The following is a 25,647-nucleotide window of genomic DNA, read 5'->3' on the forward strand; positions in this document are numbered from 1 at the left end:
TTTCCCTTATTATTATTTCAATAAAACCATAACAAACACAGCGCTAAGCAAGAACAAACATTGTTAAAAAAACACTTATTACTCAAACAATTAGTAAAATACTGACCTTCATCGCAATTGCAGATATCACAAATAACTATTGCGCATAACGACTAAATTTGTTGCATATCAAACCAAGCCGCCTATTTATAAAACATCTAGATAACAGGTGTATTTCACATTGATTTTTTAGCGGGCGATATAGCATGTCTTTAGCGATACAAATATAAAAACCTCGATTAAATATCCGTTTTCTAGACATTGGCCAATATCGGATAAAAAACAAACGCATTCTAAAAAATGCAATCAACGCATTTAAAATATTTGCCTTAAATAACGCCTCAATCTTGAATACGTATGCAACAAATTGCAGCATTTGGTTTAACCGCTCTAGTATGTGAAAGGGAAATTCGAATAATAATATGGAGTCACCATGCTCGAAGCATCATCAAAATTAGTTGATTTACCGTCTATTACGGCATCAACAGCTGCTACCACACCTGTAACTAAAATTAAAACAAACACAAAATATCAGTCGATTTTTAATCTCAGCGCACTTTCCATATTCATTAGCTGTGTCCTGTCAGGAATAACGCCAGGAGTTCAGGCAAAAACGGTGACAATCAGCTCTCCCAGTAACAATATTACCGTCAGCTTATCTGATGATGCTGATAGACCTGAATACAAAGTCAGCTTTAATGGTGAAGATGCGGTACTGGCTTCGCGCATGGGATTGGTTTTTGAGTCATTGGGAGAATTTGGTCGCGGTTTTGAGATCAATAAATCAAGCACTGATACTCATCAATCTCGCTGGCAACAACCTTGGGGTGAGCGTGAGTGGATTGAAGATCATCACAATAAACTCACCACCACCTTTAGTAACGGTAATTACCACTTTATCGTAGAATTTAAGGTGTTTGATGATGGTTTAGGCTTTAGGTATCAAGTGCCAACACAAAAAGGCCTTGCCTCAGAATCTGCCTTAAACATTACCAATGAACTAACTGAGTTTTCAATTCCTGATGCCCATAATGCCACCGCTTGGTGGATCCCCGGCCGAGGTTGGAATCGATATGAATACTTATATAACACCACCACGGTAAACAAAGTCGACCGAGCTCATACGCCATTTACCTACAAACTCGCTTCAGGCACCCATTTAAGTATTCACGAAGCTGCGCTGACAGATTATGCCGCAATGGTGTTAGATCAGCGCCGTGATGGCACCCTTAAAGCGGATTTAACCCCATGGTCAGATGGCATTTTAGTCAAAACCAAACCAGGATTCACCACGCCATGGCGTACCATTCAAATTGCAGCTAAAGCCACTGGTTTACTCAATTCAGATTTAATCCTTAACTTAAATGAACCAAACAAACTCGGTGATGTGTCTTGGGTTGAGCCCGGTAAGTACGTCGGCATTTGGTGGGGAATGCATCTTAATGAAAATACTTGGGGTTCAGGTGATAAACACGGCGCTACCACCAGCGAAACCAAACGCTACATGGACTTTGCCGCCAAATACGGCTTTGACGGTGTATTAGTTGAGGGGTGGAACCATGGCTGGGACGGCAGTTGGTTCCACAACGGCGATGTTTTTAGCTTTACCAAGCCATATAACGATTTTGATATTGATACTGTCAGTGAATACGGCGCTAAACACAATGTACGTTTAATTGGTCACCATGAAACCTCAGGTTCTGTAACGAATTACCGTAATCAAATGAGTGATGCTTATGATTTATATAAAAAGCATGGCGTAACTCAAATCAAAACGGGTTATGTGGCAGATGGGGGTGACATCAAGCGTGTTGATGAAAACGGTATTACCCGCCATGAATGGCATGATGGCCAGTTTATGGTGAATGAATACCTGCACAGTATTACCGAAGCCGCAAAGCGTGGCATTAGTATTAATACTCACGAACCCGTTAAAGATACTGGCCTGCGCCGCACCTATCCAAACTGGATTGCCCGAGAAGGCGCCCGCGGCCAAGAATTTAACGCTTGGGGAACTCCGCCCAATAACCCAGAACATACTGCGATTCTGCCTTTTACTCGTATGCTGTCAGGGCCAATGGATTTCACCCCTGGGATATTTAATCTCGCACCAGAAGGCTTAGATGCAGTTAATCGGGTGCAAACAACATTAACTAAGCAATTAGCCTTGTATGTGGTGTTATACAGTCCAATTCAAATGGCGGCGGATTTACCACGTAATTATGTTGAACGCCTTGACGCCTTTCAGTTTATTCAAGATGTCCCCACCGACTGGAGTGAGAGTATTGCGGTTGCTGGTGAAGTCGGTGATTTTGTCGCGTTTGCGCGTAAAGACCGCCGCAGTGATGATTGGTATTTAGGTGCACTCACTGATGAACAAGCCCGCAGTTTTGATGTTGAATTATCATTTTTAGATAATAACCAACAATATGAAGCACAAATATATCGTGATGGCGCTAAAGCGAACTGGGAAACCAACCCATATGATTACGTCATTGAAACGAAAAAAGTAACGTCGAAAGACACCCTCTCACTAGTTTTAGCGAAAAGTGGTGGTACTGCGATTCGTTTTAAAGCCTTAAATTAAAGCCTTTTAAAGCGCTTTAAAGACAAAACACAACAATTTTCCCCCAATAAAATCTGATGTATTGCAATGTTCACTTTTTGTGTTCATTGCCATCAGGTTTTTGTTCATTTACATTGACCTACCAAATATCGGTTAATGCGCGATTCACCCCTTACCTGTTACAAATATGATCACCTTTGGTTGTGCATAAATGATGAATACGTATGTAATTGGTTGTACCTAAATCCGTCACAAGGCTAATATGAAACCTGCTAAATTTCTCCTCTGCTTGTGTGGATGAAATGGGCTAGGTCGTTACTGGCGCATCACCTTCATCGGATTGTGTCAGGTTTTAAGTACCTTTTTAACTTCAGCCTTTTTGGAGTTCAAACCAGGTCTTTGGCGAATACCCGTCTAAGGGAGATGTGTATTCGCCATTTTTTTTCCTAGTACATTAGCAAACGTAATAATAAGAGTTCAGCCATGAAGTTGAACGACCTATAAAAAGGAAGATACATGTCTACCGATACGATGAGTCAAAAATCGACAAATACTCAGCAGCGTCAGCAGCCAGAACTCAATTTCTGGCAAATTTTTAATATGTGTTTTGGTTTTTTGGGGATCCAATTCGGTTTTGCACTGCAAAATGCCAATGTCAGCCGTATTTTCCAAACCCTAGGGGCTGAGATTGATGAAATTCCCATTCTTTGGATTGCCGCGCCTTTGACAGGATTGATAGTCCAGCCAATTATCGGTTATTTAAGTGATAACACCTGGAATGGACTTGGCCGTCGTCGTCCCTATTTTCTGATTGGTGCAATCTTTACCACACTAGCGTTATTTGTCATGCCGCACTCTCCTACGCTGTGGATTGCAGCGGGTATGTTGTGGATTATGGATGCATCAATCAATATCGCTATGGAGCCGTTTCGTGCTTTTGTTGGCGATAACTTACCTAAGAGTCAACGCACTCAAGGGTATGCCATGCAAAGCTTCTTTATCGGCATTGGCGCCGTTGTCGCTTCAGCACTACCTTATATCCTCACTAATTACTTTGATGTTGCCAATACAGCCCCAGCGGGTGAAATTGCCGACTCAGTTCGCTATGCCTTCTATTTTGGTGGCGCAGTATTATTCTTAGCTGTGGGTTGGACCATTGTTAGCACCAAAGAATATTCGCCAGAAGAAATCAATGCCTTCCATGCACATGAAGAAGCCACTAAGCAAGAAGACCGTATTGATGAAACTCGCAGCCGCACCGCTACGCAATATAAAAAAGCGTCGATGTTATGGATGGGATTTGGCGCGATATTCACAGGCTTAGTTTATGGACTCGGTTGGGATAAACAGTTGTTTATTCTTAGTATTGGCATCTTTGCTTTTGGCCCATTACAACTCTATTGCGCTAAGGTACTTGCTGGGGTCAAGGGTAAAAAACGTGACTCTTTAGGTATGGTATTTAACGTCGTTGATGACTTATTTCATATGCCTAAAGCCATGCATCAACTGGCTATAGTACAATTTTTCTCATGGTTTGCACTCTTCGCCATGTGGATTTATACCACCTCAGCGGTGACCTCTTATCATTACGGCAGCTCTGATGTTGTTTCACAAGCTTATAACGACGGCGCTGACTGGGTCGGGATGTTATTCGCTTCATACAATGGGTTTGCCGCCCTTGCTGCTGTGATGATTCCTTTTTTAGCTAAAGCCGTAGGGATTAAATTTACTCACACCATCAACTTAACACTCGGTGGACTAGGGCTAATTAGCTTTTACTTTATTAAAGACCCACAAATGTTATGGATCCCAATGATTGGTGTCGGCATCGCTTGGGCCTCTATCTTATCCGTACCTTATGCCATGCTATCAGGCATATTACCGCCTAAAAAGATGGGTGTATTTATGGGTATTTTTAACTTCTTTATTGTTATTCCACAGTTACTTGCAGCAAGTGTTTTAGGTGTTATTTTAAATGGCTTATTCGATGGTGAACCCATTTTTGCGCTAATTACTGGTGGGGTATTTATGATTATTGCCGGTATTGCGGTGTTATTTGTCGATCAACCCAGCTCACAAGCTTAAACAGAAAATCAAAAACTCATTAAGTTATAAAAATTATTTAAAAATATTTGGGGAACGTTATTCATGAACGCAATGTTAAATATTAATAACTCACAAACAATTTGTTTTAAAAAGTCATTTGTCGCTAAGGCGATCAATACTGCTGTTGTAACGGGTTCATTACTGGCATTATCAGCCTGCTCTGACGCTGAAGTAGCACCAGAACAAACCATTGAAACAGCGGCTGAGATCACCACCATTAAGCAAGTCGCCCCCGGCGCTCCGGGTATCGATCCAACCTGGGCATTTTCTGGTAAGACTGGTATTGGCACCTCTTATGAGCCTTATGTAAACGGTCAATACCAAAGCACAGCAGACAACCCAGTGAGTAAAGTCTGGTTTTCCATAGCCCAAGGTGTGCTTACTGAAACCATGTATGGCTTGATCCACAATGCTCAATTGAAAGAAATGCAATTCATCATTACTGGTGATGGCTTTGTTGATACTGAAAAACAAGACACCATCAGTAGCATCGAATATTTACATCAAGATGATCAAGGCCGTCCATTATCATTAGCTTATAAAGTGATTAATAAAGCTAAAAATGGCCAGTACCAAATTGAAAAGCATATTTTTACCGATCCAAACCGTGACAGCATGATGATGAAAGTTATCTTTACCGCTTTTGCTGACGGCATTACCCCACACTTATATGCCAATCCACATGTAGATAATAGTGGCGCCAATGATATCGCCAGTATTGAAAATGGCGCGTTAGTGGCATACACCAATAATGCTGACTCATCAGTAATGACCATCAAATCTGATGTAGAATTTACTCAAGCCAGTGCCGGTTTTGTCGGTAAATCTGATGGATTAGTTGATCTAAAAGACAACGGTCAGCTCAATAACCTCTATAACACCACCAGCAGTGATAACAGTGTTATTGGCAATGTTGCGCTTACTGCTCAATATCCAACCTTAAGCAAATCAGCAGATAACAATACCCTAGAAATGAATATTGCTATCGGCTTTGGTCATGATAAGCAAAGCAGTTTAGCCAATGTCGATGCCACATTGACTAGCGGCTATGACAAGGTATTAAGTGCTTATCTTGGCGATGACAAACATGTCGGCTGGAAAGACTATTTAAGTTCGTTACCGGTATTAAACGACATGAGTGTTAATACCACTGATAACGGTCAATTGCTTTATACCAGTGCTCTTGTGTTAAAAGCTCAAGAAGATAAAACCCACGCAGGCGCATTAATCGCTTCACTGTCTAACCCTTGGGGAGACAGTGTTTCTGCAAAGGTGGGTAGCACCGGTTATAAAGCGGTATGGCCGCGTGATTTTTATCAGTGCGCCATGGCATTTTTAGCCATGGGTGACACACAAACCCCAAAAGTGGCTTTTGAATATTTAAAGAAAGTACAAGTCAGCCAACAAACACCTGAATATGTCGGTACACCTGGCTGGTTTTTACAAAAAACCCATGTTGATGGTGAAATTGAATGGGTTGGCGTCCAGCTTGATCAAACGGCAATGCCAATTATGCTTGGTTGGAAATTATGGCAAACGGGCGTATTAACTGATGCAGAAATCAGTCAATGGTATAGCGACATGCTTAAACCTGCGGCAGAATTCTTGGTCACTGGCGGCAATGTAAAACTAGATTGGAATGACACCAGTATTACGCCTCCTAGCACCCAACAAGAACGCTGGGAAGAACAAGCGGGCTTCTCACCTTCTACCACTGCTGCGGTTATTGCTGGGCTGGTAGCCGCCAGTGATTTAGCTAAGCTGGCCAAAGATGAAGATGCTGATAAATACCTACAACTGGCGCGTAAGCTAGAAGCCAGTCTTGAATCAACAATGGTGACGACAACGGGTGAGCTTACTCAGGACAATAAACCTTATTATGTTCGAATCAGCCCAAATGGTAACCCAAACAATGCCGACAAGTTATTAGATAACAATGGCAAACCCGGTCTTGATCAAAGAGTCATTCTTGATGGCGGTTTCTTAGAGCTAGTACGTTACGGCGTGAAAGTCGCTAATGACAGTGTGATTCAAAACAGCGTTATGCTAATTGATGACACAAGCCTTGAGCACAACCTAAGAGTTAAGTACGAATTTAAAGCCAAAGATGGCAGTTTAATTCCTGGCTTTAGACGCTATGGTAACGATGGTTATGGCGAAGATATCACTAGCGGTTTAAGTTATGCTGAAAAAGGGAATACTGAAGACCAACGTGGCCGCGTATGGCCTTTCTTTACCGGTGAGCGTGGTCATTATGAACTGGCGTTAGCTAAAGCCAATGACACTCTGACAACTGAAAGCCATCAAGCGCTTATAAACACCTATGTTCAAGGCATGGAAACCTTTGCCAATGAAGGCATGATGTTACCAGAACAAGCTTGGGACGGTGTGGGTAACCCGACGCGTTATAACTACGCGATGGGCGATGGCACCAACTCAGCGACACCACTTGCATGGACACACGCAGAATACGTGAAACTGGTTCGCTCTATGACAGATAAAGCCGTATGGGACTATTACCCTATCGTGGCTGACAAACTGGCTAAATAACCGCAAAGGTTTACATACATTGAAAAGCCGCAAATAAAATTTGCGGCTTTTTTATCCACTTAGACCAAAAATCGTGCTTAATTGTTGGTATGTAAGACTAAAGTAGTTAATACTATTCTCGCAACAAATTGTTGCAAACCAAACAATAAACAAACAACGTTAAGGAACAACCCATGGATTGGTATATTAAGGTTTTAAAACAATATTTTGATTTTTCAGGACGAGCAAGACGCAAAGAGTATTGGATGTTTGGTCTAATTAATTTAATTTTCTGCATCGTGTTGATGTTAGCGGATCAAGCTCTAGGCACGGTTTTTATATATTCACTATATTCTATCGCTGTTTTAATACCAGGAATTGCTGTTTCTGTAAGACGTCTTCATGATACAGATCGAACTGGTTGGTGGTTATTAATTGGTTTAATTCCACTAGTTGGTATTATCGCTCTTATTGTTTTCTTCTGCTTAGATAGTAAGGAAGACAATGATTATGGCGCCAATCCTAAAGCGGTTAACACTGACGCCTAATATCGAACAACGAGTATGATTACAAAGCTAAGTTAGTAAAAAAAAGCATATTGAATTTCAATATGCTTTTTTATTTGCCCAAACAAAAATCAGACTCCTGAAACTAACTCAATTGCTGTTTTAATTTTAAGCCAGCATTTATGAACAGCAAAGTGACACCACCAGCAATGAGTCCAAATAATGCGTTTAACAAGCTTGGCGTAATAGCTTGTAGTATCACGCCAACATAAGCTAACTCTCCCGCCATTACAGCGATATGGCTAATTTGTTCACCTACGATATGAATCCCATGGGTTAAAATGCCGCCACCCACCATAAACATCGCAATGGTGCCAATAATGGTTAAGCCCTTCATTAGATATGGCGCTGCTGCAAGTAGCCAAAAACCGATTTTGTGCCATATTTTTACTAATGTGCCCTCACCTTTTCTTTGGGTAAGGTAAAGGCCTAAATCATCAATTTTTACTATGCCAGCCACTAAGCCATACACCCCTACAGTCATAATTATTGCTATTACACTTAAGGTTAAAAACTGGCTCATTAAACTACTTTGAGAAACAACACCAAGGCTTATCGCTATAATTTCAGCAGAAAGGACAAAGTCGGTTCTAATGGCACCTTGAACCTTCTTCTTTTCAAATGCGGCCAAATCTTGTTTTGATTTTTCAACAATTTGTTCATCTGCCACGGACACTTTTTTATCTTTACGATGTACATAACTATGATGCACCTTTTCAAAGCCTTCATAGCATAAAAAGATGCCGCCAAACATCAGTAAAGGGGTTATTGCCCAAGGAATAAAAGCGCTGATGAGTAAAGCGGCCGGGACTAGAATTAATTTGTTTCTAAAAGAGCCTTTGGCTACCGCCCATACCACGGGTAACTCACGCTCTGATGCAACACCAGACACTTGTTGCGCATTAAGCGCTAAATCATCACCCAATACCCCTGCGGTTTTTCTTGCCGCGACTTTACTCATCGCGGCGACATCATCTAATATTGTTGCAATGTCATCGAGTAAAACTAATAAGCTTGCACCCGCCATAATGGCTTCCTTGTCGTTTCTACTAATCAGTTAAAAGCATATTGCCAAACAAGTCCAAAGGTATCAAAATCATTGCCTATACGGGTAATAACACCGGTACTGGCATACACTTTAATACTGTGTTGCTGATTTAAAGCCAATGAGTAAGTCAATCCAAAACGCGAATTATCCTGACTATCATTCGCATCAATACCATTTTTATCCGTTTCACCACCAACAAAATAATTGCCGCTTAACGACAACCATTGGCCACGAGCAATACTGTAAATAATGTGACCTTGAAAAGTATATTGTGGGTCTTTTGAAAGTAAAACCTCATTATAAAATTCATCATTATCACTATAAAAACGAACAGAGCCCATGGCACTGTAATACCAATCGCCTACTTTATAAGAAATACCAATGCCCGGTCTAAATACCCATTGGTTGGCACCAGCATTAATCAATTTGGTTTCATCATAAGAACCAACAGGAATGCTCAGCTGTAAGCTTGTCCCCATTACGAGTCCTTCACGATATTGCCCAAAGTCTTTTTTTTCAACGGCTGGAGCGCCGTAAAAGTTCCATGTTAGCCGTACATTAGGATCACCATAACCACAACGATCAGCTTCTACAAATTCGCCCAAGTAATTTGCACTGCCTTTCATACAAACTCGTGAAGCAGAAACGTCTAGTTTTGATGAACGGCCCGCAATAGCAAAGCTTGTGGCATAACCCACTACCGCGGCATCAAGTGTGAGCTGGGCATCTTTGAGAGGAACTGAAGGAGATGGCGATAATGCCCCTTCAGAGTGTAAATATCCAAGGGCAACAAAGTGCATGCCAATAGGAATATTGGTGTAACTTCTCGGTTCAAGGTCTTGGGCTTTAATTGATAGTGGAAATAGTAGCAGTACGATGAGTAAGAGGATGAGCAATAGCCAGCTTAATGGCCAGTAAAATAACTGGCGCCAGTAGTGTCGAGTCTCAATGACCAGCAAAAATACACCTTTAAATGTCACATTATTATCCATAATAATTTCAAACCAGCTATGAAATAATAGCTGGTCAAGTGTGAATCCGTCAGTATTTATCTGATTAGCTTTGATCTTGCTCTGCAGTACCACATGATTGACGCACCACTAAATTAGTCGGAATAAGTTGCGGCGCCACTTCTTTCCCTCGAATGAGTTTTAGCAGACTTTCTACCAGGATCTCGCCGGCTAATTTTGTATTTTGCCTAACCGTCGTCAGCGCCGGATTAGCAAAACTCGCCACTGGTATATCATCATAGCCAACCACAACAATATCTTCAGGTACCCTCACACACCGTTGCTTTAAAGCGCGTATCGCACCAATTGCAATTAAATCACTGGCGGCAAAAATAGCGTCAAATGGATGGCCACTATCCAATAAATTAATGGCCGCATCAAAACCTGAGCTTTCAGTGCTAATGGCATCAAACTGAATATTTTTATTGGCTTTAATGCCTACTTTTTTTAATGCATCAACATGGCCTAGATAACGGTCTCTAAATTCTGGGCTATGCTCAGATGCATCACCCAAAAAGGCAATGTTTTGTTTATTTAACGAGATAATATGCTCTGTGGCTATCACCCCACCTTGCTGGTTGTCACAGCCAATTGATAACACTTCTTTGTGGTTAGGCTCTGCGCCCCAAATGACAAAATGGGTATTTTGCTCCAGCAGCTTTTGTAGTTTGTGCCCATAATCCACATAATCGCCATAACCTAATAAAATAATGCCATCGGCTTTATTACTGTCTTCATAATCGGCATGCCAGTCGCTAGAAAGCTGCTGAAAAGATACCAGCAAATCATAACCTTGCTGCGCCGTAGCACGGGTTATAGAGCCTAGCATCGATAAGAAAAATGGATTGATTAACGATTCATCGTTAGTGGGATCTTCACAAATCAATAATGCCAGCGTGTAACTATTTTGAGTACGTAAATTACTGGCGTTTTTATCCACTTTATAGTTAAGTTCTTTCGCAATAGCTTGAATACGTTGCCTTGTTTCAAGATTGACTAAGGGACTATTTCTCAGCGCACGAGAAACAGTCGATTGAGATACACCTGCTTTGTAAGCAATATCAATTGAAGTAGCTTTAGATGTCATATTCGCATCACGCCTTTATTATAGTTTTTTAGGTACTCTGTTATTGTTTATACCTAAAATGACATTAACAATCACCGTTTAATTACTTTTATAAACCTAATTCACTTAACAGATCATCAGCTTCATTTGTAACAGCAACTGCAGCACTTGTTGCTGCCAAATAACCTGCCTGCTTGTTAACACGATTGCCATGGCTTTCAATTAAAGCATCAGGGTCTATATCTTCATCCATGGCAAACTCTTTAAGTTTAATAAACTCCGTTTTATCCATGGCAAATTCAAGATAAAAGATATGATTATCTGCCGTTCTAAAGGTAACTCTTCGAGATACGGCCTCATCTAAATTGGTATCGATTGATATAGTCAGCTCTTTATTGATAGTCAACATTTTAGGCTGGCTTTGACTGATAGAGGTTTGTAATTCCTTAGAAATGGTTTTAATGAAATTACCCAAAATTTGATTCATTAATTCGCCCATCACATTGGCAACATCATCAGATGTATGTGAAATGGCTAGTTCAGATTCAGGCATGCCCATGTTAAGCATGTAGCGACGGTAAATTTCTATAGCCGCTTCTTTGGTAAAATTGATCACCACTAAGCCAGAAAAACCACCATCAAATATAGAAAAACAGCCAAGATCAGGTTTTAAACAGGTGCGAGTGATGTTTTGCACCATACCGGCATGAGTCACTTGACTGTCGCTGGTGCTTGAGAGGACATGGGTTACTGAGTGACATAACTTGAGTAAAATATCATCAGTAGTAACGACTTGCAGAGAATTCATAACAATGTTTGCCTTGTTTTAAAATTGCTTCATTTTAGGCTTATCACTGAACAAATCAAAGCTAAAACATTTTATTAGCAAAAATAAATACCCGCACCAACAAATGCTCAATATAAGCAAATATTTTTAATGGTTTAGATCAATATAATTAAACCTTTCCCCACCTAAAAATGTATCATTTTGTACGAAACCGTTATTAGCTCACAAAAAACCACATAAATTGTTATTTATATAACAATTTATGACAATATTTTACTCATAAATATTTACCTAAATACATAAGGTCAAAAATGATTTCCTTTTTACGGCAATTAACAATTTTAAAACGCCTTTTTATAATGCTAGGCCTAGCAGCTGTTGGTACTGTCATTTTTGCCAGCTTCTCGATTAATGAGCAGTACAACAATTTATTAAAGCAAAAACATCTACAACTTGATGCACAAGTTTCCACGGCGGTATCGATGCTTGATGCACTGAGCGCCAACAAGCTAACAGTTGATAATAACACTAATGATCATCAAAGATTAGCCGAGCAAGCACTCTCAATTATCAATGATATCCGCTACCTGACAGATGATGCCTATATTGTATTCAACCAAGAAGGCAGCGTAATCAGTTTTCCAGCTAACGAGTCAAATTTGGGCCGCCGCGCAGAGTCATTTATTGCAGCTGATGGCAGCCTGCCCTTTATTGAGTTAATCACTGAAGCTAAAACAAACACAACTGCCCATTTGGATTATCAAGGCAGTGAAGGATATTCGAGTAAAGTTACAACAATTTTGGCTGAAGCGCATTTTTATCCTCAATGGGGCTGGACCATTATCGCTCAAGCAAGCGCCGCTGATGTAAATGAGAGTATGGGCAGTGTGATTATTAATTACTTAATTATTATGTTGATAATCTCCATCCCAATTTTTGGCTTCTTTTTACTGCTTAATGTATCAATCACTTCACCTATTAATGCAGCCATTGCTGCCATGGAAGATATCGCAAAAGGTGAAGGTGATTTATCTAAGCGCTTAAACAACAGTGGTAATGACGAAGTGGCGAAAATGGCCGATGCCTTTAATGCATTCGTCGAAAAAATTTCAACTATGGTGGCAAATTTAAAACCCTTAGGTACTGAGCTTGATACCGATGCGCAGCAGCTATTGGTGGCCGTGGAAGAATCCAACCAAAGCGCGGAGCTAATACACCGCGAAACCCAAAGTGTTGCCACTGCTGTTAACCAAATGTTAGCCACCACCAATGATATGGCGAAAAACACCTATCAAGCTGCAGATGGTGCCAACAACGTTAAACAACAAGCGCAGCAGTCTCAGCAGTTTATGCAGCAAACAGTGCATGAAACCCAAATACTGGTGACTGAACTTAAAAATGCTGAAAGCGTTACTCATGATTTAGGTAAATCTTCAGTTGAAATCAGCAGCATTTTAGACACCATTGGCGCCATTGCAGATCAAACCAATTTATTAGCATTAAACGCTGCAATTGAAGCTGCGCGGGCCGGTGAAAATGGTCGCGGTTTTGCTGTAGTTGCCGATGAAGTTCGCGCCCTTGCCACCCGTACCCAAGCCTCTACCAATGAAATTAATAAAATAATTACTCAGATCCACAATGGCGTTGAACATGTCATAACAAGTAATACTGAAACCCAGTTGCAATCTGAGCAATTACAAACTAAAGCAATACAATCGCAACAAGCCATGACTGAAATCTTAACCGTGATTGCCAGTATCAGTGATATGAACACGCAACTTGCCAGTGCTACCGAAGAGCAGTCACATGTAACCGCCGAAATTAGCCGTAATATCACCACGATTTCAGATCTCACTGAGGTAGCGGTTAAATCCAATGAAACTAATAGCCAAGCCGCGCAGTCATTACAGCACATCAGCCAACATGTGACTCAGACCTTGAGTCAGTTTAAAACATAATTTTTTTTAATTTAAAGCCTAAAAAATACGTAAACCCGCTACTTACATTAGCGGGTTTGCGTTATTATCATTTGTATTATTAATGCTAAGAACGTAACTTCAATGTCCGATAGAATCTATTATGAAAAAACCGTTACCATTATCGCTCCCCATGGCATTCATACGCGACCTGCAGCTTTATTAGTAAAAGCGGCAAAAACCTTTGACTGTGATGTCATTGTCGAATGTAATGGTAAACAGGCCAGTGCCAAAAGTTTGTTTAAATTACAAACCTTAGGATTATATTTAGGTCAATCAGTTAAGGTCTTTGCCGTAGGTGATAAAGCAGAAGAAGCCGTTGAGACAGTGTCTGAATTACTCATCACCTTAAGTTAGTAGGATAAAATTTACAGGAAGTCATATGGCGGTATCAGGTATTGTAGTGTCACCAGGAATAGCATTTGGTAAAGCTATTCATATTAATCTGCACCACTCAAAGGTGGACTACAGATTATTGCCTGTCGCACAAATCCCACAAGAATGTGAAAAAGCCACCAAGGCGATTATCTTCCTAAGTCAATATTTAACTGATTGCCAGCAATACCTTGCCGTAGACAGCGAACACTTTAGCCTGATAGATGCTGACATCATGTTATTACAAGATGATGATTTGGCCTTAGAACTAAAAAAGTATATCACCCGCTTTCGTTTTTCAGCCGAAGTTTCCATTGAGCGGGTATTTGCTCAACATGCTGATGAACTGGCTCAGCTAGACGACCCTTACATGGCTAATCGCAGTAATGATGTTATTTGCTTAGGCAAAAGGTTGATGGCTGCCGTAAATGGTACCTTGCTGTGGGATGTTTCAAAGTTAACTGAAAATGCCATTTTGCTGGCTGAAGACCTCACCCCTGCTGAATTTGCCACTATTCCACTCAATAAAATTAAAGGCATAGTGCTCAAAACAGGTGGGCTTACCAGCCATACTGCTATTTTAGCCAAGGCGGCCGGTATTCCAGCACTGCTAAGTTGTCAGTTTGACAATTTCAATATAAATGATGGTAGCCCACTTATTTTAGATGGCATTAGTGGTGAATTACACATTAATCCCACTGAATCAATTACCCAGCAACTTCAGCTTAAATCAGCACAAGAAACTCAACGACGCCAAGCACTAAAACAGTATGTGGACCAAGACAGTATCACCCAAGATGGCCATCCTGTGTGCTTACTCGCTAATGTCAGTAGTTTAAATGATGTTAGCCAAATACAAGATGCGGGCGCTGCGGGGATCGGTTTATTCCGCACAGAGTTTTTACTCATGCAAGTGGATAGTGTACCTGATGAAAAACAACAGTTTCATTTATACTGCGATGCGCTGCACAGCTTAAATGGAAAGGTGCTGACCATACGTACCTTCGATATTGGTGCAGATAAAGAAATACCCTGCCTAAGTCAAGATTATGAAGACAATCCGGCACTGGGCGTACGGGGGATCCGCTACAGTTTGCAACATAAATCGCTATTTAGTACTCAAATTAAAGCAGTGTTACGGGCCGCTAATCATGGCCGAGTTCGGCTATTATTTCCTATGGTCAATCAAATAGAAGAATTAGAGCAAGCATTTGAAATCATAGACTGGTGTAAGCAGCAATTAATTGAAGAGGAAAAAGGCTTTGGTGAGATTAATATCGGCATCATGGTTGAAACACCTGCTGCAATATTAAATTTACCCCACCTATTGCCTAAGTTAGACTTTATCAGTATTGGTAGTAATGATTTAACCCAATACACCCTTGCTGCAGATCGAGGTAACCCTGAGCTGGTTAAGGATTATCCCCCCGTATCACCTGCAATGATCAAATTTATCAAAATGGCGGTGGATGAGTGTAAAGCGCATCAAACCAAAGTCTGCTTATGCGGAGAATTGGCCAGCGAACCCAAACTCATTAGCCTACTGGTGGGTTTAGGCATTGATGAGTTAAGCGTTAACAGTGCCAGTTTATTGGATGTAAAAGCCACTATTTGTAACGGCAATTACGCCCAGTTTACTCAACAAGCTGAGCAAGCATTAACCTTAAGTCATATTAACCAGCTCAACGAATTGTTAAATTAATAACAGCGATAGCGATGTGTTATCGTTAACTATTTTAAACATCGAAATAATCATAATAAAAGAGGCTGCATGTAATGGGATTTTTAAGCCGTATACGCAGATTAATATCAGGGCAACCGACCTTAACTGGTGGGATCAAAGTCTACGCGCCAATTTCTGGCGAGCTAGTTGATATCGAGAAAGTACCGGATGTAGTTTTTGCCGAAAAAATTGTCGGCGATGGTCTTGCAATTAACCCAACAGGAAAATTCATCCTAGCGCCGATTGACGGCACCATAGGTAAAATTTTTGAAACAAACCACGCATTCAGTATTGAGTCACACCAAGGACTCGAGCTATTTGTGCATTTTGGAGTCGGCACGGTCGAATTGCGCGGTAATGGCTTTAAACGACTCGCAGAAGAAGGCCAACAAGTTAAAGTTGGCGAACCCATTTTAGAATTTGATTTAGACTATCTAACCGATCAAGTTGAAAGCCTGTTAACCCCTGTAGTGCTCGCTAACATGGAAGATGTGCAATATTTAGATAAAGCCCAAGGCGCAGTAATTGCTGGGAAAGACGTAATATTTACCGTTGAATTATAACGTTAGCAGCAACATAATGACTATCACACCACCATACTGGGAAATCAAACAAAAATGAGTAGTAGTGTTATTTTCGGAATAAAGAATTGCGATACCGTACGTAAAGCCCGTAAGTGGTTAGAAGCAGAAAACCAACCTTTTAGCTTTCACGATTTTAGAGAACAAGGTATCGATGCCAAAACCATTACTCAGTGGACTGAATTAACCGACTGGGAATTATTATTCAATAAACGTAGCACCAGTTTTCGCGCCTTAACTGATGCCCAAAAAGACGGCATAGATAAACAAAAGGCCATCAGCTTGATGGTTGAACACCCAACCTTGATTAAGCGTCCCGTCCTTATTCAAAATAATAAGATCCTTATTGGCTTTAAAGCAGCAGATTATCAAGCGTGGTTTAACTAATGACTCAAGACGTATTAGCATTAACCAAAGAGTTAATCTCACGCCCTTCTGTGACTCCATTAGATGAAGGTTGTCAAACCTTAATGGCTGAGCGCCTTGAAGCTGCTGGGTTTAACATTGAACCTATGGTATTTGAAGACACCACAAATATGTGGGCAAGACGGGGCACCGAAGCGCCTGTTTTTTGTTTTGCTGGTCACACTGATGTTGTGCCCGCGGGCGATTTAAATAAATGGCACACCCCGCCTTTTGAACCTACGGTTATAGATGACTATATTCATGGCCGCGGCGCCGCAGATATGAAAGGTTCACTGGCAGCAATGACTATTGCTACCGAACGTTTTGTGGCTAAGCATCCCGATCATAAAGGCTCTATTGCATTTTTAATCACCAGTGACGAAGAAGGCCCATTTATCAATGGCACCACTCGCGTTATTGATACCCTTGAAGCTCGCAATGAAAAAATCACCTGGTCATTGGTTGGCGAGCCTTCATCGACCCATAAGTTAGGTGATATTGTAAAAAATGGCCGTCGAGGCAGCTTAACCGGTAATCTTACCGTTCATGGCATTCAAGGCCATGTTGCCTACCCGCACCTTGCAGATAACCCAATCCATAGAGCCTCACCCGCATTAGCTGAGCTTGCGCAAATGCATTGGGATAATGGCAATGAGTTCTTTCCACCAACCAGCTTTCAAATAGCCAATATTAATGGTGGTACGGGTGCGTCCAATGTCATTCCAGGTGAACTAGAGGTGATGTTTAACTTCAGGTATTCAACAGAAGTCACTGCTGAGGAACTAATTAAACGCGTGCTCAACATCTTAGATGCCCATGGATTAAATTATGAAATTGACTGGGTGTTTAACGGCCTGCCTTTTCTAACCGGCGGCGGACCCTTGCTTGAAGCCACTAAAGCCGCGATTTTAGAAGTCACTGGTTATGAAACCGATCCTCAAACAACAGGTGGCACCTCTGATGGACGCTTTATTGCACCAACAGGCGCACAGGTTATCGAGTTAGGTCCGGTAAATGCGACCATTCATAAGGTCAATGAATGCGTGAAAGTCTCAGATTTAGAAGTCTTAGCCCTATGCTATGAGTCTATATTGGAAAAGCTTTTGTGCTAAATGTTGATATCAGCAATCCAGCCCTTTATGGGCTGGACGAATCACAACTTGTCACTGTACAAGGGCATTTACTGACTCAAAAAACCGCTGACGCATTTGGCCAAATGCAGCAACACGCAGACCTTGATGGTATTGCCATTGAGCTTTGTTCGGCTCACCGCAATTTTGCTAAACAAGCAGCAATTTGGAACGCGAAAGCCCAAGGGAAACGGATTCTTTTAGACCTCAACAACCAAGTATTGGATTGTCAAAACCTCACTGACGATCAACTTGTTGATACGATTTTAAATTGGTCTGCCCTACCCGGCGCATCACGCCATCACTGGGGGACTGACATTGATGTCTATGATGGCAATAACATAAATCGGCAACAACTAAAATTAATTAGTGACGAATACTTGATTGATGGCCCTTGCGGCGCCCTTTCAGTATGGTTGCAACATCATGCTCAACAATATGGGTTTTATTTACCTTATCAAGCCGGGCGCAGCGGCGTGAGTCCAGAACCTTGGCATTTAAGCTATTTTCCTGAATCTAGCCTTTATTTAGCCCAATACGATCGCAAAAGCCTCAAACAACTGTTGTCTAATTCTAATATCTCATTAAAATCAGCGCTGATAAATCGACTCGATGAATTAGTTGACCGCTATGTGTATTTTATTGCAGATGCGCCGAAGTGATTTTAAGCCGGTTAAATCAGTATCAAACACTAGATCTGATGAATTTATCATAGTATCCGCAGATTATTTTTATATTGTTAACCTTTATTGAGACCATTCATGCCTAATCAAAGCCAGACCTTTGCTATTAATGAACAACCGCTACATTTTATTGATCAAGGCCAAGGTCCTGTCATCTTGTTTATCCACGGCTTCCTCAGTGATTGTCAACAATGGCAGCCGCAAATAGAATTATTTAGCCTATCTCATCGCTGTATTGCGGTTGATTTATGGGCTCACGGTCAATCAGGTGCACTACCTAGTGGCACCACATCTTTGGTCACTGTCGCTCAGCATTGCTTATCCTTATTAGCCCATTTAAATATTGATCAGTGTATGGTTATTGGTAATGGTTGCGGCGGCGCTATTGCAGCAGAAATGGTCTTAGCCCAACCTAAAACGATTTCAAAATTGGTCCTAGCCAACAGTTTTATTGGCTTTGAACCACAGGTTAATAGTGCCAAATACCAATTATGGATTGATGAGCTTTGCGCAGCTAAACAGTGCAGTGAAGCACTCGCCGATACGATAAGCAGCCAGTTTTTTGCTGCAACCGATGATTCTCAAACATTAATGGCTAACTTTAACCAACAGCTAATGGGGTTATCAGCTCAACGCATTGAACAACTTGCCTTGTTTGCGCCGTTAGTATTTTATAAACGTGACAGCTTAGAATTAGCAGAGCAATTCACCCTGCCATGTTTAATCCTCGTTGGCTCACAAAATAAACTGCGAACGCCGCTAGAAGCCTATTTAATGCAAGACTGTATTAGCGCCAGTAAACAGCTGCAGATCAGTAACGCTGGTCACATGTGTAATCAAGAACAGGCAGACGAATTCAACCAGCTTTTACACGCTTTTTTATAAAGCCTAAAACAACTAATGTTACTGCTAATAAGCTGCACGACTTGATTAAAAGTTATAATAATTACGCATTTTCATCACCTTATATAGATTAAACAGTACATTGCAATATACTGATATAATAATAAAAATTTATAGTGCAACCAGTACTCCTGTTTGTCCGAGTAAACTTAAAAACGGTTATAAAGCATAAATGAAATTATTAAAGCCTCTTTTTGACAATAATCGCCGCTGGGCTGAACGCATTAGTAAGGAAGATCCTGAATTTTTTGCCCAGCTTGCCCAACAGCAAAATCCTGAATATTTATGGATCGGTTGCTCTGATAGCCGCGTACCTTCAAATCAAATTATCGACTTGATGCCTGGCGAAGTATTTGTGCACCGTAATATTGCTAATATGGTGATCCATACCGACCTTAATTGCTTATCTGTCATTCAATACGCTGTGGAAGTGCTCAAAGTAAAACATATTATGGTTGTGGGGCATTATGGCTGTGGCGGTGTAAAAGCGGCTATGAGCAAAGAGCGTTTAGGCTTGATTGATAACTGGTTAGGTCATATTCGTGATATTTACCGCATACACAACAAAAACCTAGAACAACTTAGCCCACAACAACGTTTTGACCGCTTGTGCGAGCTAAACGTTATGGAACAAGTTGCCAATGTTACCAGCACAACGATTGTTCAAGATGCATGGGACAGAGGCCAAGAAATTGCCATTCACGGCTGGATATATGGCATTAATAACGGACTACTTACAGATTTAGATGTCACGGTAAATAGTGAGCATGCCAATAATGCGCTGTAAAAATGTTGATATGGCCAACGAACCATCTCTGCAGATCAGATAATCTTTACAGAGATTAAACTAAATAGGTAACAACCAAATGCTGACTAAGCTAATTGGTTGTATATAATAAAGCATAAGTTACATTCGGGCTCAGTAGCCCCTTTGTTTAGCGTTTCAGATAAGTAGGATATTGATGAAAGTTACTCTTTTAATCCCAGCAAGATATGGCTCAAGTCGTTTTCCAGGTAAACCACTGGCACACATTAACGGCAAACCAATGATACAGCATGTGTGTGAACGTGCGGCACTCGCTAAAGGGTTAGATAATATCTACGTTGCTACTGATGATGTTCGCATAAAAGACACGGTTGAGTCTTTTGGTGGTCAAGTAGTCATGACCAGCTCTGATGCGGCTTCTGGTACTGATCGCATCAATGAGGCCATTGATATACTTGGATTGGACGACAGTGATTTAGTGATTAATGTACAAGGGGATCAACCGTTAATTGACCCTATTTCAATTGAACAAATGATCAGCTTATTTGAACGCCACCCAGGCGAATTCGAAATGGCGACATTAGGTTATAAAATTGATAAAGACAAAGATATTGATGACCCTATGCAAGTAAAAGTGGTTTTTGATAACGAGTTTAATGCCCTGTACTTTTCACGTTCTCGTATTCCTTTTTGCCGTGATAATGACAGTGAGGATTACGCGGTATACAAGCATATCGGCATTTATGCTTACACCAGTAAATTTGTTAAAGCGTTTGCTAAATTGCCCCTCGGTCGCTTAGAGAACCTTGAAAAACTTGAACAGTTACGAGCCCTTGAATATGGCCATAAGATAAAAATCGCCATCAGCGCTTTCAACTCACCAGAAGTTGATACCCCTGAAGATATCCGTAAATGTGAACAACGCTTAGCTGTTGATTAATCAGCAACTTAATGGTCAAAACACCAGTTAAGGATTATCATGAACGATTTAGAAGTTTGGCTTATTATCATTTTAGTCGTCGGTATTATTGCCAGTAATTTAGCGGTATTAAAATATAGCGCTAAGTTTAAAATGCCGCAGTTTGGTGAGCCAAAAACTAAAACTGATAAAGCTGCAGAGGACGAATCAGTAAAAGATCTTAATACCGACCAAGCGCCAACGGATAAGGGTGATAACGACAAGTAACTCAAGTAATTCAAGTAACTACCGGCTTAAATACCTTATGATGCATCAGGTATGACTCATAGGCTTCAGCCCTGGTAAATTAGCCTGACTTGATCGAAAAAAATAAAAAAGCGAATGACACTGTTTATATGCAGTAGTCATTCGCTTTTTGTAGTTTTCTCTAAATTTATACAAACTATGCCAGTTGAATTAGAGCAGTAGCTTGGCTCAGTTTTAACAGGTTTTGAGTGTCTATTTAGGATTTTGAAACAGACGAAGTCTCTTTATCTAAAGCTAAACTGTTGTTTTGATTACTACTGTTAGGCCAAGCATTAATCACCGCTTTTACTAGTGACGCTAATGGAATTGCAAAGAATACCCCCCACACGCCCCATAAGCCGCCAAAAACCAACACCGCGGCAATAATCATCACTGGGTGTAAATCCACTGCATCAGAAAATAATATTGGCACCAACACATTACCATCAAGGGCTTGGATTATCCCGTAGCCAATCATCACATAACCAAATTCAGGGCTTACGCCCCACTGCACAAAGGCCACTAACGCTATGGGTAATGTCACCAGGGTCGCGCCAACATAGGGGATCAATACGGATAAACCCGTTAGCACCCCTAACAATGCTGAGTAACGCAGTCCCATAATGGCAAAAAATACGTAGCTCACAGTACCAATGATGACAATCTCAATCACTTTTCCGCGAATGTAATTGAAAATTTGTTGGTCCATTTCAAACCAAACTTTACGAGCTAAATCACGATTATTAGGAAAAAAACGTTTACTGCTTTTCAGTAACTGATCTTTATCTTTTAAGAAGAAAAACACCAATAACGGCACTAGAATCACGTATACCATCAATACCAGTAGCGAGGCAGAGTAACCTAAAAGTTGTTTGCCTATATCAAATAAATGCTGGGTATCAACTAACTTTTTAAGCTCTATTACCATGGCATCAATTTGTTCAATGCTGACATATTGTGGGTAATCAACCGTTAATGCCTTAAGTGACTGCATCCCGGTATCGATCATTATCGGTAAGTCCGTAGCTAAGGCAACTCCTTGACGCCATAAGCTAGGGATAAGCCCAAATGCGACTAATACCATAAGGCCGACAAATAACACTAAGATCAGTGAGGCGCCGACTGTGCGATTAATACCAAATTTCGCTATTTGCGCCACAGGCCATTCAAGTAAAAAAGCTAAAATGAGTGCTACAAACAATGGCGCAAGTAAGCCACCAGCAAAATAAATTAATAGCCCGATCCCCAATAAAATAAATAATAATGTAATTGCATGTGGATCACTAAAGCGCGCTTTATACCAATCACCTAAAAATGAAAGCATTTTGTTCCTTAAACAGTGTCACAGAAGACTGAGTCATATTAAGAGTTAACTAATCTTAAGTCAGCCTAATTATTCAGTTAAATTGTTACCTTTCGTAACCATAAAAGACAGAGAGTTAGGGCTTTCATCAGTTATTTTGAGCTGATAACCCATTTTTTTTAAAAACTGCGGAACATCTCGACGTGAACCAGAGTCAGAGATACTGAAAGATAGCGATTCACCGAGCTTGAGCTTCTTCAATGCCAACTTGATTTGTACCAAAGGATACGGGCATTGATATGCAGTTAAATCAATTAATTTCATTATAAATTTGCTTAAAAAATTCTCTAGCCATTATCCTAGCAAGGATAGTAAAGTACAAGTAATTCGCTTTAGCTTAAATTGCTTACCACCCTATTTAAATAATTATAATAAAGGTTACATTTGCGCAAATTATCGTTTACCCAATTCTCAAAAAGTGTTGTAACAACTGCAGTTGCCTTAATGCTAACCGCTGGTGTGGCAAAAAGCTTTGCCAGTAACAATCTTCCCGATCTTGGTACTGCCGCAGTCAATACCTTTAGTTTAGAAAAAGAAATGGTATATGGCGATGCCTATATGCGGGTCATTCGTTCATCAGCACCTATTGTTAGTGATCCTGTGCTGAATCAATATATGTCAGAACTTGGCAATAAACTGGTTGCCCACGCCACTGGAGTAAAAACACCCTTTTACTTTTTCTTATTAAAAAATGATGAAATTAACGCCTTTGCTTTTTTCGGGGGCCATGTAGGCGTACATACAGGCTTATTTCTTAATGCCGACACAGAAAGCGAATTAGCCTCTGTACTTGCCCATGAAATTACTCACGTAACGCAACGTCACTTAGCCCGTTCGTTAGAAGCACAAGAAAAAAGTTCTACTGCTACTATTGTGGGGATGTTAGGGGCGATTTTATTAACCATTGCTGCGCCACAAGCAGGTATGGCAGCGTTAGCTACAACCCAAGCGTTATCTACACAATCACGCATTAACTACACACGTTTACATGAAAGAGAAGCTGATAGAATTGGCATGCAAACGCTCGCAGCTGCGGGATTTGACCCCAATGGCGCCGCCGATTTTTTCTCTAAGCTTGCTATACGCTATCGCTTTACTACTACGCCACCGCAAATGCTACTGACTCACCCATTACCCGAGTCACGTATTACCGATGCCCGTAACCGCGCAACCCAGTTTCCTCATCGATATATCCCTGATCAGTTAAACTACCAACTTGCTAAAGCGCGTATTCAAGTGCGCTTTTCAAGTTACAGTGAACAAGCGGCATTATCTATGTTTGAGCAGCAACTAAAAAAAGAAAGCTATAGCTTTAAAAGTGCTGCACTTTATGGGAAAGCATTGGCTCTATTTAGAGCGAAACGCTTTACTGAAGCAGAAGATATTATCGATGACTTGTTAGCAAATAAGCCAAACAATCTGTTTTATATTGATACTAAAACTGATTTGTTAGTTCAAAAGAAAGATTTTGACGGCGCCATTGAGATGTTATTGCATCACAATAAGCTTAAACCTATGTCGCAAGTAATTTCAGCTAACCTTGCCAACGTGTATGTGGAAGCTGAACAACCCGAAAAAGCCATTCCGCTATTAGAAGATCTTATATTTCTAGATAAGCAAAATATATTGCCTTATCAAATTTTAACTCAGGCCTATCGCAAAATGGGTAATAAGGCACTTGAATATTATACTAATGCTGAAGTCATGGCCTTAGCGGCCAATTATGATGGCGCGATTGATCAACTTAACTATGCCTATCGCCACTCAGAAGGCCAATCGTTACAAGTTGCCAGAATTGAGGCGAGGATCCGCCAATTTAGACAAGCTAAACGTGAGCTTGACGCTCTCAAATAATTACCGCTAAGCAATGGTGAGTTAAGTTATCAGATAGCTAACCATTGCTTAGATTTTTTGTTAATATGCCCAAAAATATAAAAAAGAAGCAATCTAATGACAACTGTTACCCTTTATCATAACCCTCGCTGTTCAAAAAGCCGCCAAACCCTTGCGTTACTAGAAGCACAAAATGTTCAAATAAACATTGTTGAATATTTAAAAAACGTTCCTTCTAGCGACGAAATTAGCGCTATTTTAGCCATGTTAGCAATCAGTCCAAGAGAGCTAATGCGCACTAAAGAAACCGAATACAAAGAACAAAACCTTGCGGATGTTAATTTAACCGATGAGCAATTAATCAACGCCATGATTAACACCCCTAAATTAATTGAGCGCCCTATTGCTATTGCTATTGCAAACGGCAAAGCTGCAGTAGGTCGACCACCTGAAAATGTGTTAGCCATTTTGTGAGAATAACCATGACAACACATACCTTATTTCAACTATGCCGTGTGGGCTATGTCTCATTATTAATGTTGCTTACTGGCTGGTTTATCCAGCAAGGCATGACAGGTGAATATTCATTAGCCTTTAATTTGTTATGGATAGCCCCTTTGTTACTGCCCATTAAAGGGATATTAACGGGTAAGCCATACACTTATGCCTGGGCAAGTTTCATTTTATGCTTATACCTTTTACATGGACTAACCCTGCTGTATGTCACAGAAGATGCATTATATTTTGCGCTTATTGAATCTGTACTTATTAGCGCACTGTTAGTCGCTTTTCCTTTTTATGCCCGCCTACGTGGTAGAGAACTAGGCTTAGGTTTAAAGAAAAAGTCCAAAGACCAATAATATAAGCTTGCTACTTATAAACTAAATTACTTAAGCGCCTTTGGGCGCTTTTTTATTTAAAAACAGCAAATCACTTCGCCATAACCAAGCACCTAGTAAGTGACAAGTAGATAAAAAGATAAGTAAGT

The 25,647-nt window shown here is 40.6% G+C and carries 24 protein-coding genes; 18 read left to right on the forward strand and 6 right to left on the reverse strand.

Annotated features, from left to right (window positions below):
• Positions 1-472 precede the first annotated feature (472 nt).
• The 4 genes from Q4546_RS10195 (at position 473) to Q4546_RS10210 (ending at position 7,788) form a co-directional block, all read left to right on the forward strand.
• Entirely contained in the window at positions 473-2,626 is a 2,154-nt protein-coding gene (locus Q4546_RS10195; protein WP_303446228.1) for a glycoside hydrolase family 97 protein, read from the forward strand.
• A 495-nt stretch (positions 2,627-3,121) separates the two neighbouring features.
• On the forward strand, positions 3,122-4,690 hold the full coding sequence (locus Q4546_RS10200) for an MFS transporter (protein WP_303446229.1): 1,569 nt from the start codon (positions 3,122-3,124) through the stop codon (positions 4,688-4,690).
• Positions 4,691-4,762: 72 nt separating this feature from the next.
• A complete protein-coding gene (locus tag Q4546_RS10205) occupies positions 4,763-7,261 on the forward strand; it encodes a glycoside hydrolase family 15 protein (protein WP_303446243.1) in 2,499 nt (832 codons plus the stop codon).
• A gap of 173 nt (positions 7,262-7,434) precedes the next feature.
• The gene (locus Q4546_RS10210) at positions 7,435-7,788 is read left to right on the forward strand and encodes a DUF805 domain-containing protein (RefSeq protein WP_102437350.1); all 354 of its coding nucleotides are present in this window, start codon (positions 7,435-7,437) and stop codon (positions 7,786-7,788) included.
• A gap of 103 nt (positions 7,789-7,891) precedes the next feature.
• Here the strand turns inward: Q4546_RS10210 and Q4546_RS10215 are convergent, their stop codons facing one another.
• The 4 genes from Q4546_RS10215 to Q4546_RS10230 all read right to left on the reverse strand — a co-directional run bounded on the left by Q4546_RS10215 (position 7,892) and on the right by Q4546_RS10230 (position 11,738).
• The gene (locus tag Q4546_RS10215; RefSeq protein WP_303446230.1) at positions 7,892-8,833 is read right to left on the reverse strand and encodes a DUF808 domain-containing protein; all 942 of its coding nucleotides are present in this window, start codon (positions 8,831-8,833) and stop codon (positions 7,892-7,894) included.
• 26 nt (positions 8,834-8,859) lie between these two features.
• On the reverse strand, positions 8,860-9,834 hold the full coding sequence (locus Q4546_RS10220) for a transporter (protein WP_241905004.1): 975 nt from the start codon (positions 9,832-9,834) through the stop codon (positions 8,860-8,862).
• 76 nt (positions 9,835-9,910) lie between these two features.
• Entirely contained in the window at positions 9,911-10,951 is a 1,041-nt protein-coding gene (locus Q4546_RS10225; protein WP_102476632.1) for a LacI family DNA-binding transcriptional regulator, read from the reverse strand.
• Between the two features lie 88 nt (positions 10,952-11,039).
• Positions 11,040-11,738: a DUF3334 family protein gene (locus Q4546_RS10230; protein ID WP_102476631.1), complete on the reverse strand. Its 699-nt coding sequence runs from the start codon at positions 11,736-11,738 to the stop codon at positions 11,040-11,042.
• Between the two features lie 290 nt (positions 11,739-12,028).
• Between Q4546_RS10230 and Q4546_RS10235 the strand changes: the two genes are divergently transcribed.
• From Q4546_RS10235 to Q4546_RS10285, 11 genes are all read left to right on the forward strand, one after another.
• Positions 12,029-13,675 (forward strand): methyl-accepting chemotaxis protein, encoded by a 1,647-nt coding sequence (locus Q4546_RS10235; protein WP_303446231.1) that lies wholly within the window; start codon positions 12,029-12,031, stop codon positions 13,673-13,675.
• A 102-nt stretch (positions 13,676-13,777) separates the two neighbouring features.
• On the forward strand, positions 13,778-14,050 hold the full coding sequence (locus tag Q4546_RS10240) for an HPr family phosphocarrier protein (RefSeq protein ID WP_102437341.1): 273 nt from the start codon (positions 13,778-13,780) through the stop codon (positions 14,048-14,050).
• A 25-nt stretch (positions 14,051-14,075) separates the two neighbouring features.
• The gene (gene ptsP, locus Q4546_RS10245) at positions 14,076-15,770 is read left to right on the forward strand and encodes a phosphoenolpyruvate--protein phosphotransferase (protein ID WP_303446232.1); all 1,695 of its coding nucleotides are present in this window, start codon (positions 14,076-14,078) and stop codon (positions 15,768-15,770) included.
• A 74-nt stretch (positions 15,771-15,844) separates the two neighbouring features.
• On the forward strand, positions 15,845-16,354 hold the full coding sequence (crr, locus tag Q4546_RS10250) for a PTS glucose transporter subunit IIA (protein WP_102437337.1): 510 nt from the start codon (positions 15,845-15,847) through the stop codon (positions 16,352-16,354).
• A 54-nt stretch (positions 16,355-16,408) separates the two neighbouring features.
• A complete protein-coding gene (locus Q4546_RS10255; protein ID WP_102437335.1) occupies positions 16,409-16,759 on the forward strand; it encodes an arsenate reductase in 351 nt (116 codons plus the stop codon).
• The gene (gene dapE / locus Q4546_RS10260; protein ID WP_303446233.1) at positions 16,759-17,889 is read left to right on the forward strand and encodes a succinyl-diaminopimelate desuccinylase; all 1,131 of its coding nucleotides are present in this window, start codon (positions 16,759-16,761) and stop codon (positions 17,887-17,889) included. The genes Q4546_RS10255 and dapE overlap by 1 nt, the downstream gene beginning before the upstream one ends.
• On the forward strand, positions 17,883-18,569 hold the full coding sequence (locus Q4546_RS10265; protein WP_303446234.1) for a M15 family metallopeptidase: 687 nt from the start codon (positions 17,883-17,885) through the stop codon (positions 18,567-18,569). Before dapE ends, Q4546_RS10265 begins: the two co-directional genes overlap by 7 nt.
• Before the next feature lie 99 nt (positions 18,570-18,668).
• Complete coding sequence (locus Q4546_RS10270) at positions 18,669-19,475, forward strand: alpha/beta fold hydrolase (RefSeq protein ID WP_102437331.1); 807 nt, start codon at positions 18,669-18,671, stop codon at positions 19,473-19,475.
• Positions 19,476-19,665: 190 nt separating this feature from the next.
• Positions 19,666-20,280: a carbonate dehydratase gene (can, locus tag Q4546_RS10275; protein WP_102437329.1), complete on the forward strand. Its 615-nt coding sequence runs from the start codon at positions 19,666-19,668 to the stop codon at positions 20,278-20,280.
• A gap of 175 nt (positions 20,281-20,455) precedes the next feature.
• Positions 20,456-21,199, forward strand: coding sequence for a 3-deoxy-manno-octulosonate cytidylyltransferase (gene kdsB / locus Q4546_RS10280; RefSeq protein WP_102437327.1), 744 nt, complete (start codon positions 20,456-20,458; stop codon positions 21,197-21,199).
• A gap of 39 nt (positions 21,200-21,238) precedes the next feature.
• The gene (locus Q4546_RS10285; RefSeq protein ID WP_102437325.1) at positions 21,239-21,445 is read left to right on the forward strand and encodes a DUF2897 family protein; all 207 of its coding nucleotides are present in this window, start codon (positions 21,239-21,241) and stop codon (positions 21,443-21,445) included.
• Positions 21,446-21,680: 235 nt separating this feature from the next.
• Here the strand turns inward: Q4546_RS10285 and Q4546_RS10290 are convergent, their stop codons facing one another.
• Both Q4546_RS10290 and Q4546_RS10295 read right to left on the reverse strand, forming a co-directional pair.
• On the reverse strand, positions 21,681-22,787 hold the full coding sequence (locus Q4546_RS10290) for an AI-2E family transporter (RefSeq protein WP_102437323.1): 1,107 nt from the start codon (positions 22,785-22,787) through the stop codon (positions 21,681-21,683).
• 69 nt (positions 22,788-22,856) lie between these two features.
• Positions 22,857-23,090 (reverse strand): sulfurtransferase TusA family protein, encoded by a 234-nt coding sequence (locus tag Q4546_RS10295; protein WP_102437321.1) that lies wholly within the window; start codon positions 23,088-23,090, stop codon positions 22,857-22,859.
• A gap of 180 nt (positions 23,091-23,270) precedes the next feature.
• On the opposite strand from Q4546_RS10295, the gene Q4546_RS10300 reads away from it, so the two are divergent.
• From Q4546_RS10300 to Q4546_RS10310, 3 genes are all read left to right on the forward strand, one after another.
• Positions 23,271-24,680 (forward strand): M48 family metalloprotease, encoded by a 1,410-nt coding sequence (locus Q4546_RS10300; RefSeq protein ID WP_102476650.1) that lies wholly within the window; start codon positions 23,271-23,273, stop codon positions 24,678-24,680.
• Positions 24,681-24,776: 96 nt separating this feature from the next.
• A complete protein-coding gene (gene arsC / locus Q4546_RS10305) occupies positions 24,777-25,133 on the forward strand; it encodes an arsenate reductase (glutaredoxin) (protein ID WP_303446235.1) in 357 nt (118 codons plus the stop codon).
• An 8-nt stretch (positions 25,134-25,141) separates the two neighbouring features.
• On the forward strand, positions 25,142-25,519 hold the full coding sequence (locus tag Q4546_RS10310) for a DUF2069 domain-containing protein (RefSeq protein WP_102437317.1): 378 nt from the start codon (positions 25,142-25,144) through the stop codon (positions 25,517-25,519).
• The last annotated feature ends 128 nt before the right edge of the window (positions 25,520-25,647 follow it).

Source organism: Shewanella sp. 4_MG-2023 (genome assembly GCF_030548015.1).
Taxonomy (GTDB): Bacteria; Pseudomonadota; Gammaproteobacteria; order Enterobacterales; family Shewanellaceae; genus Shewanella.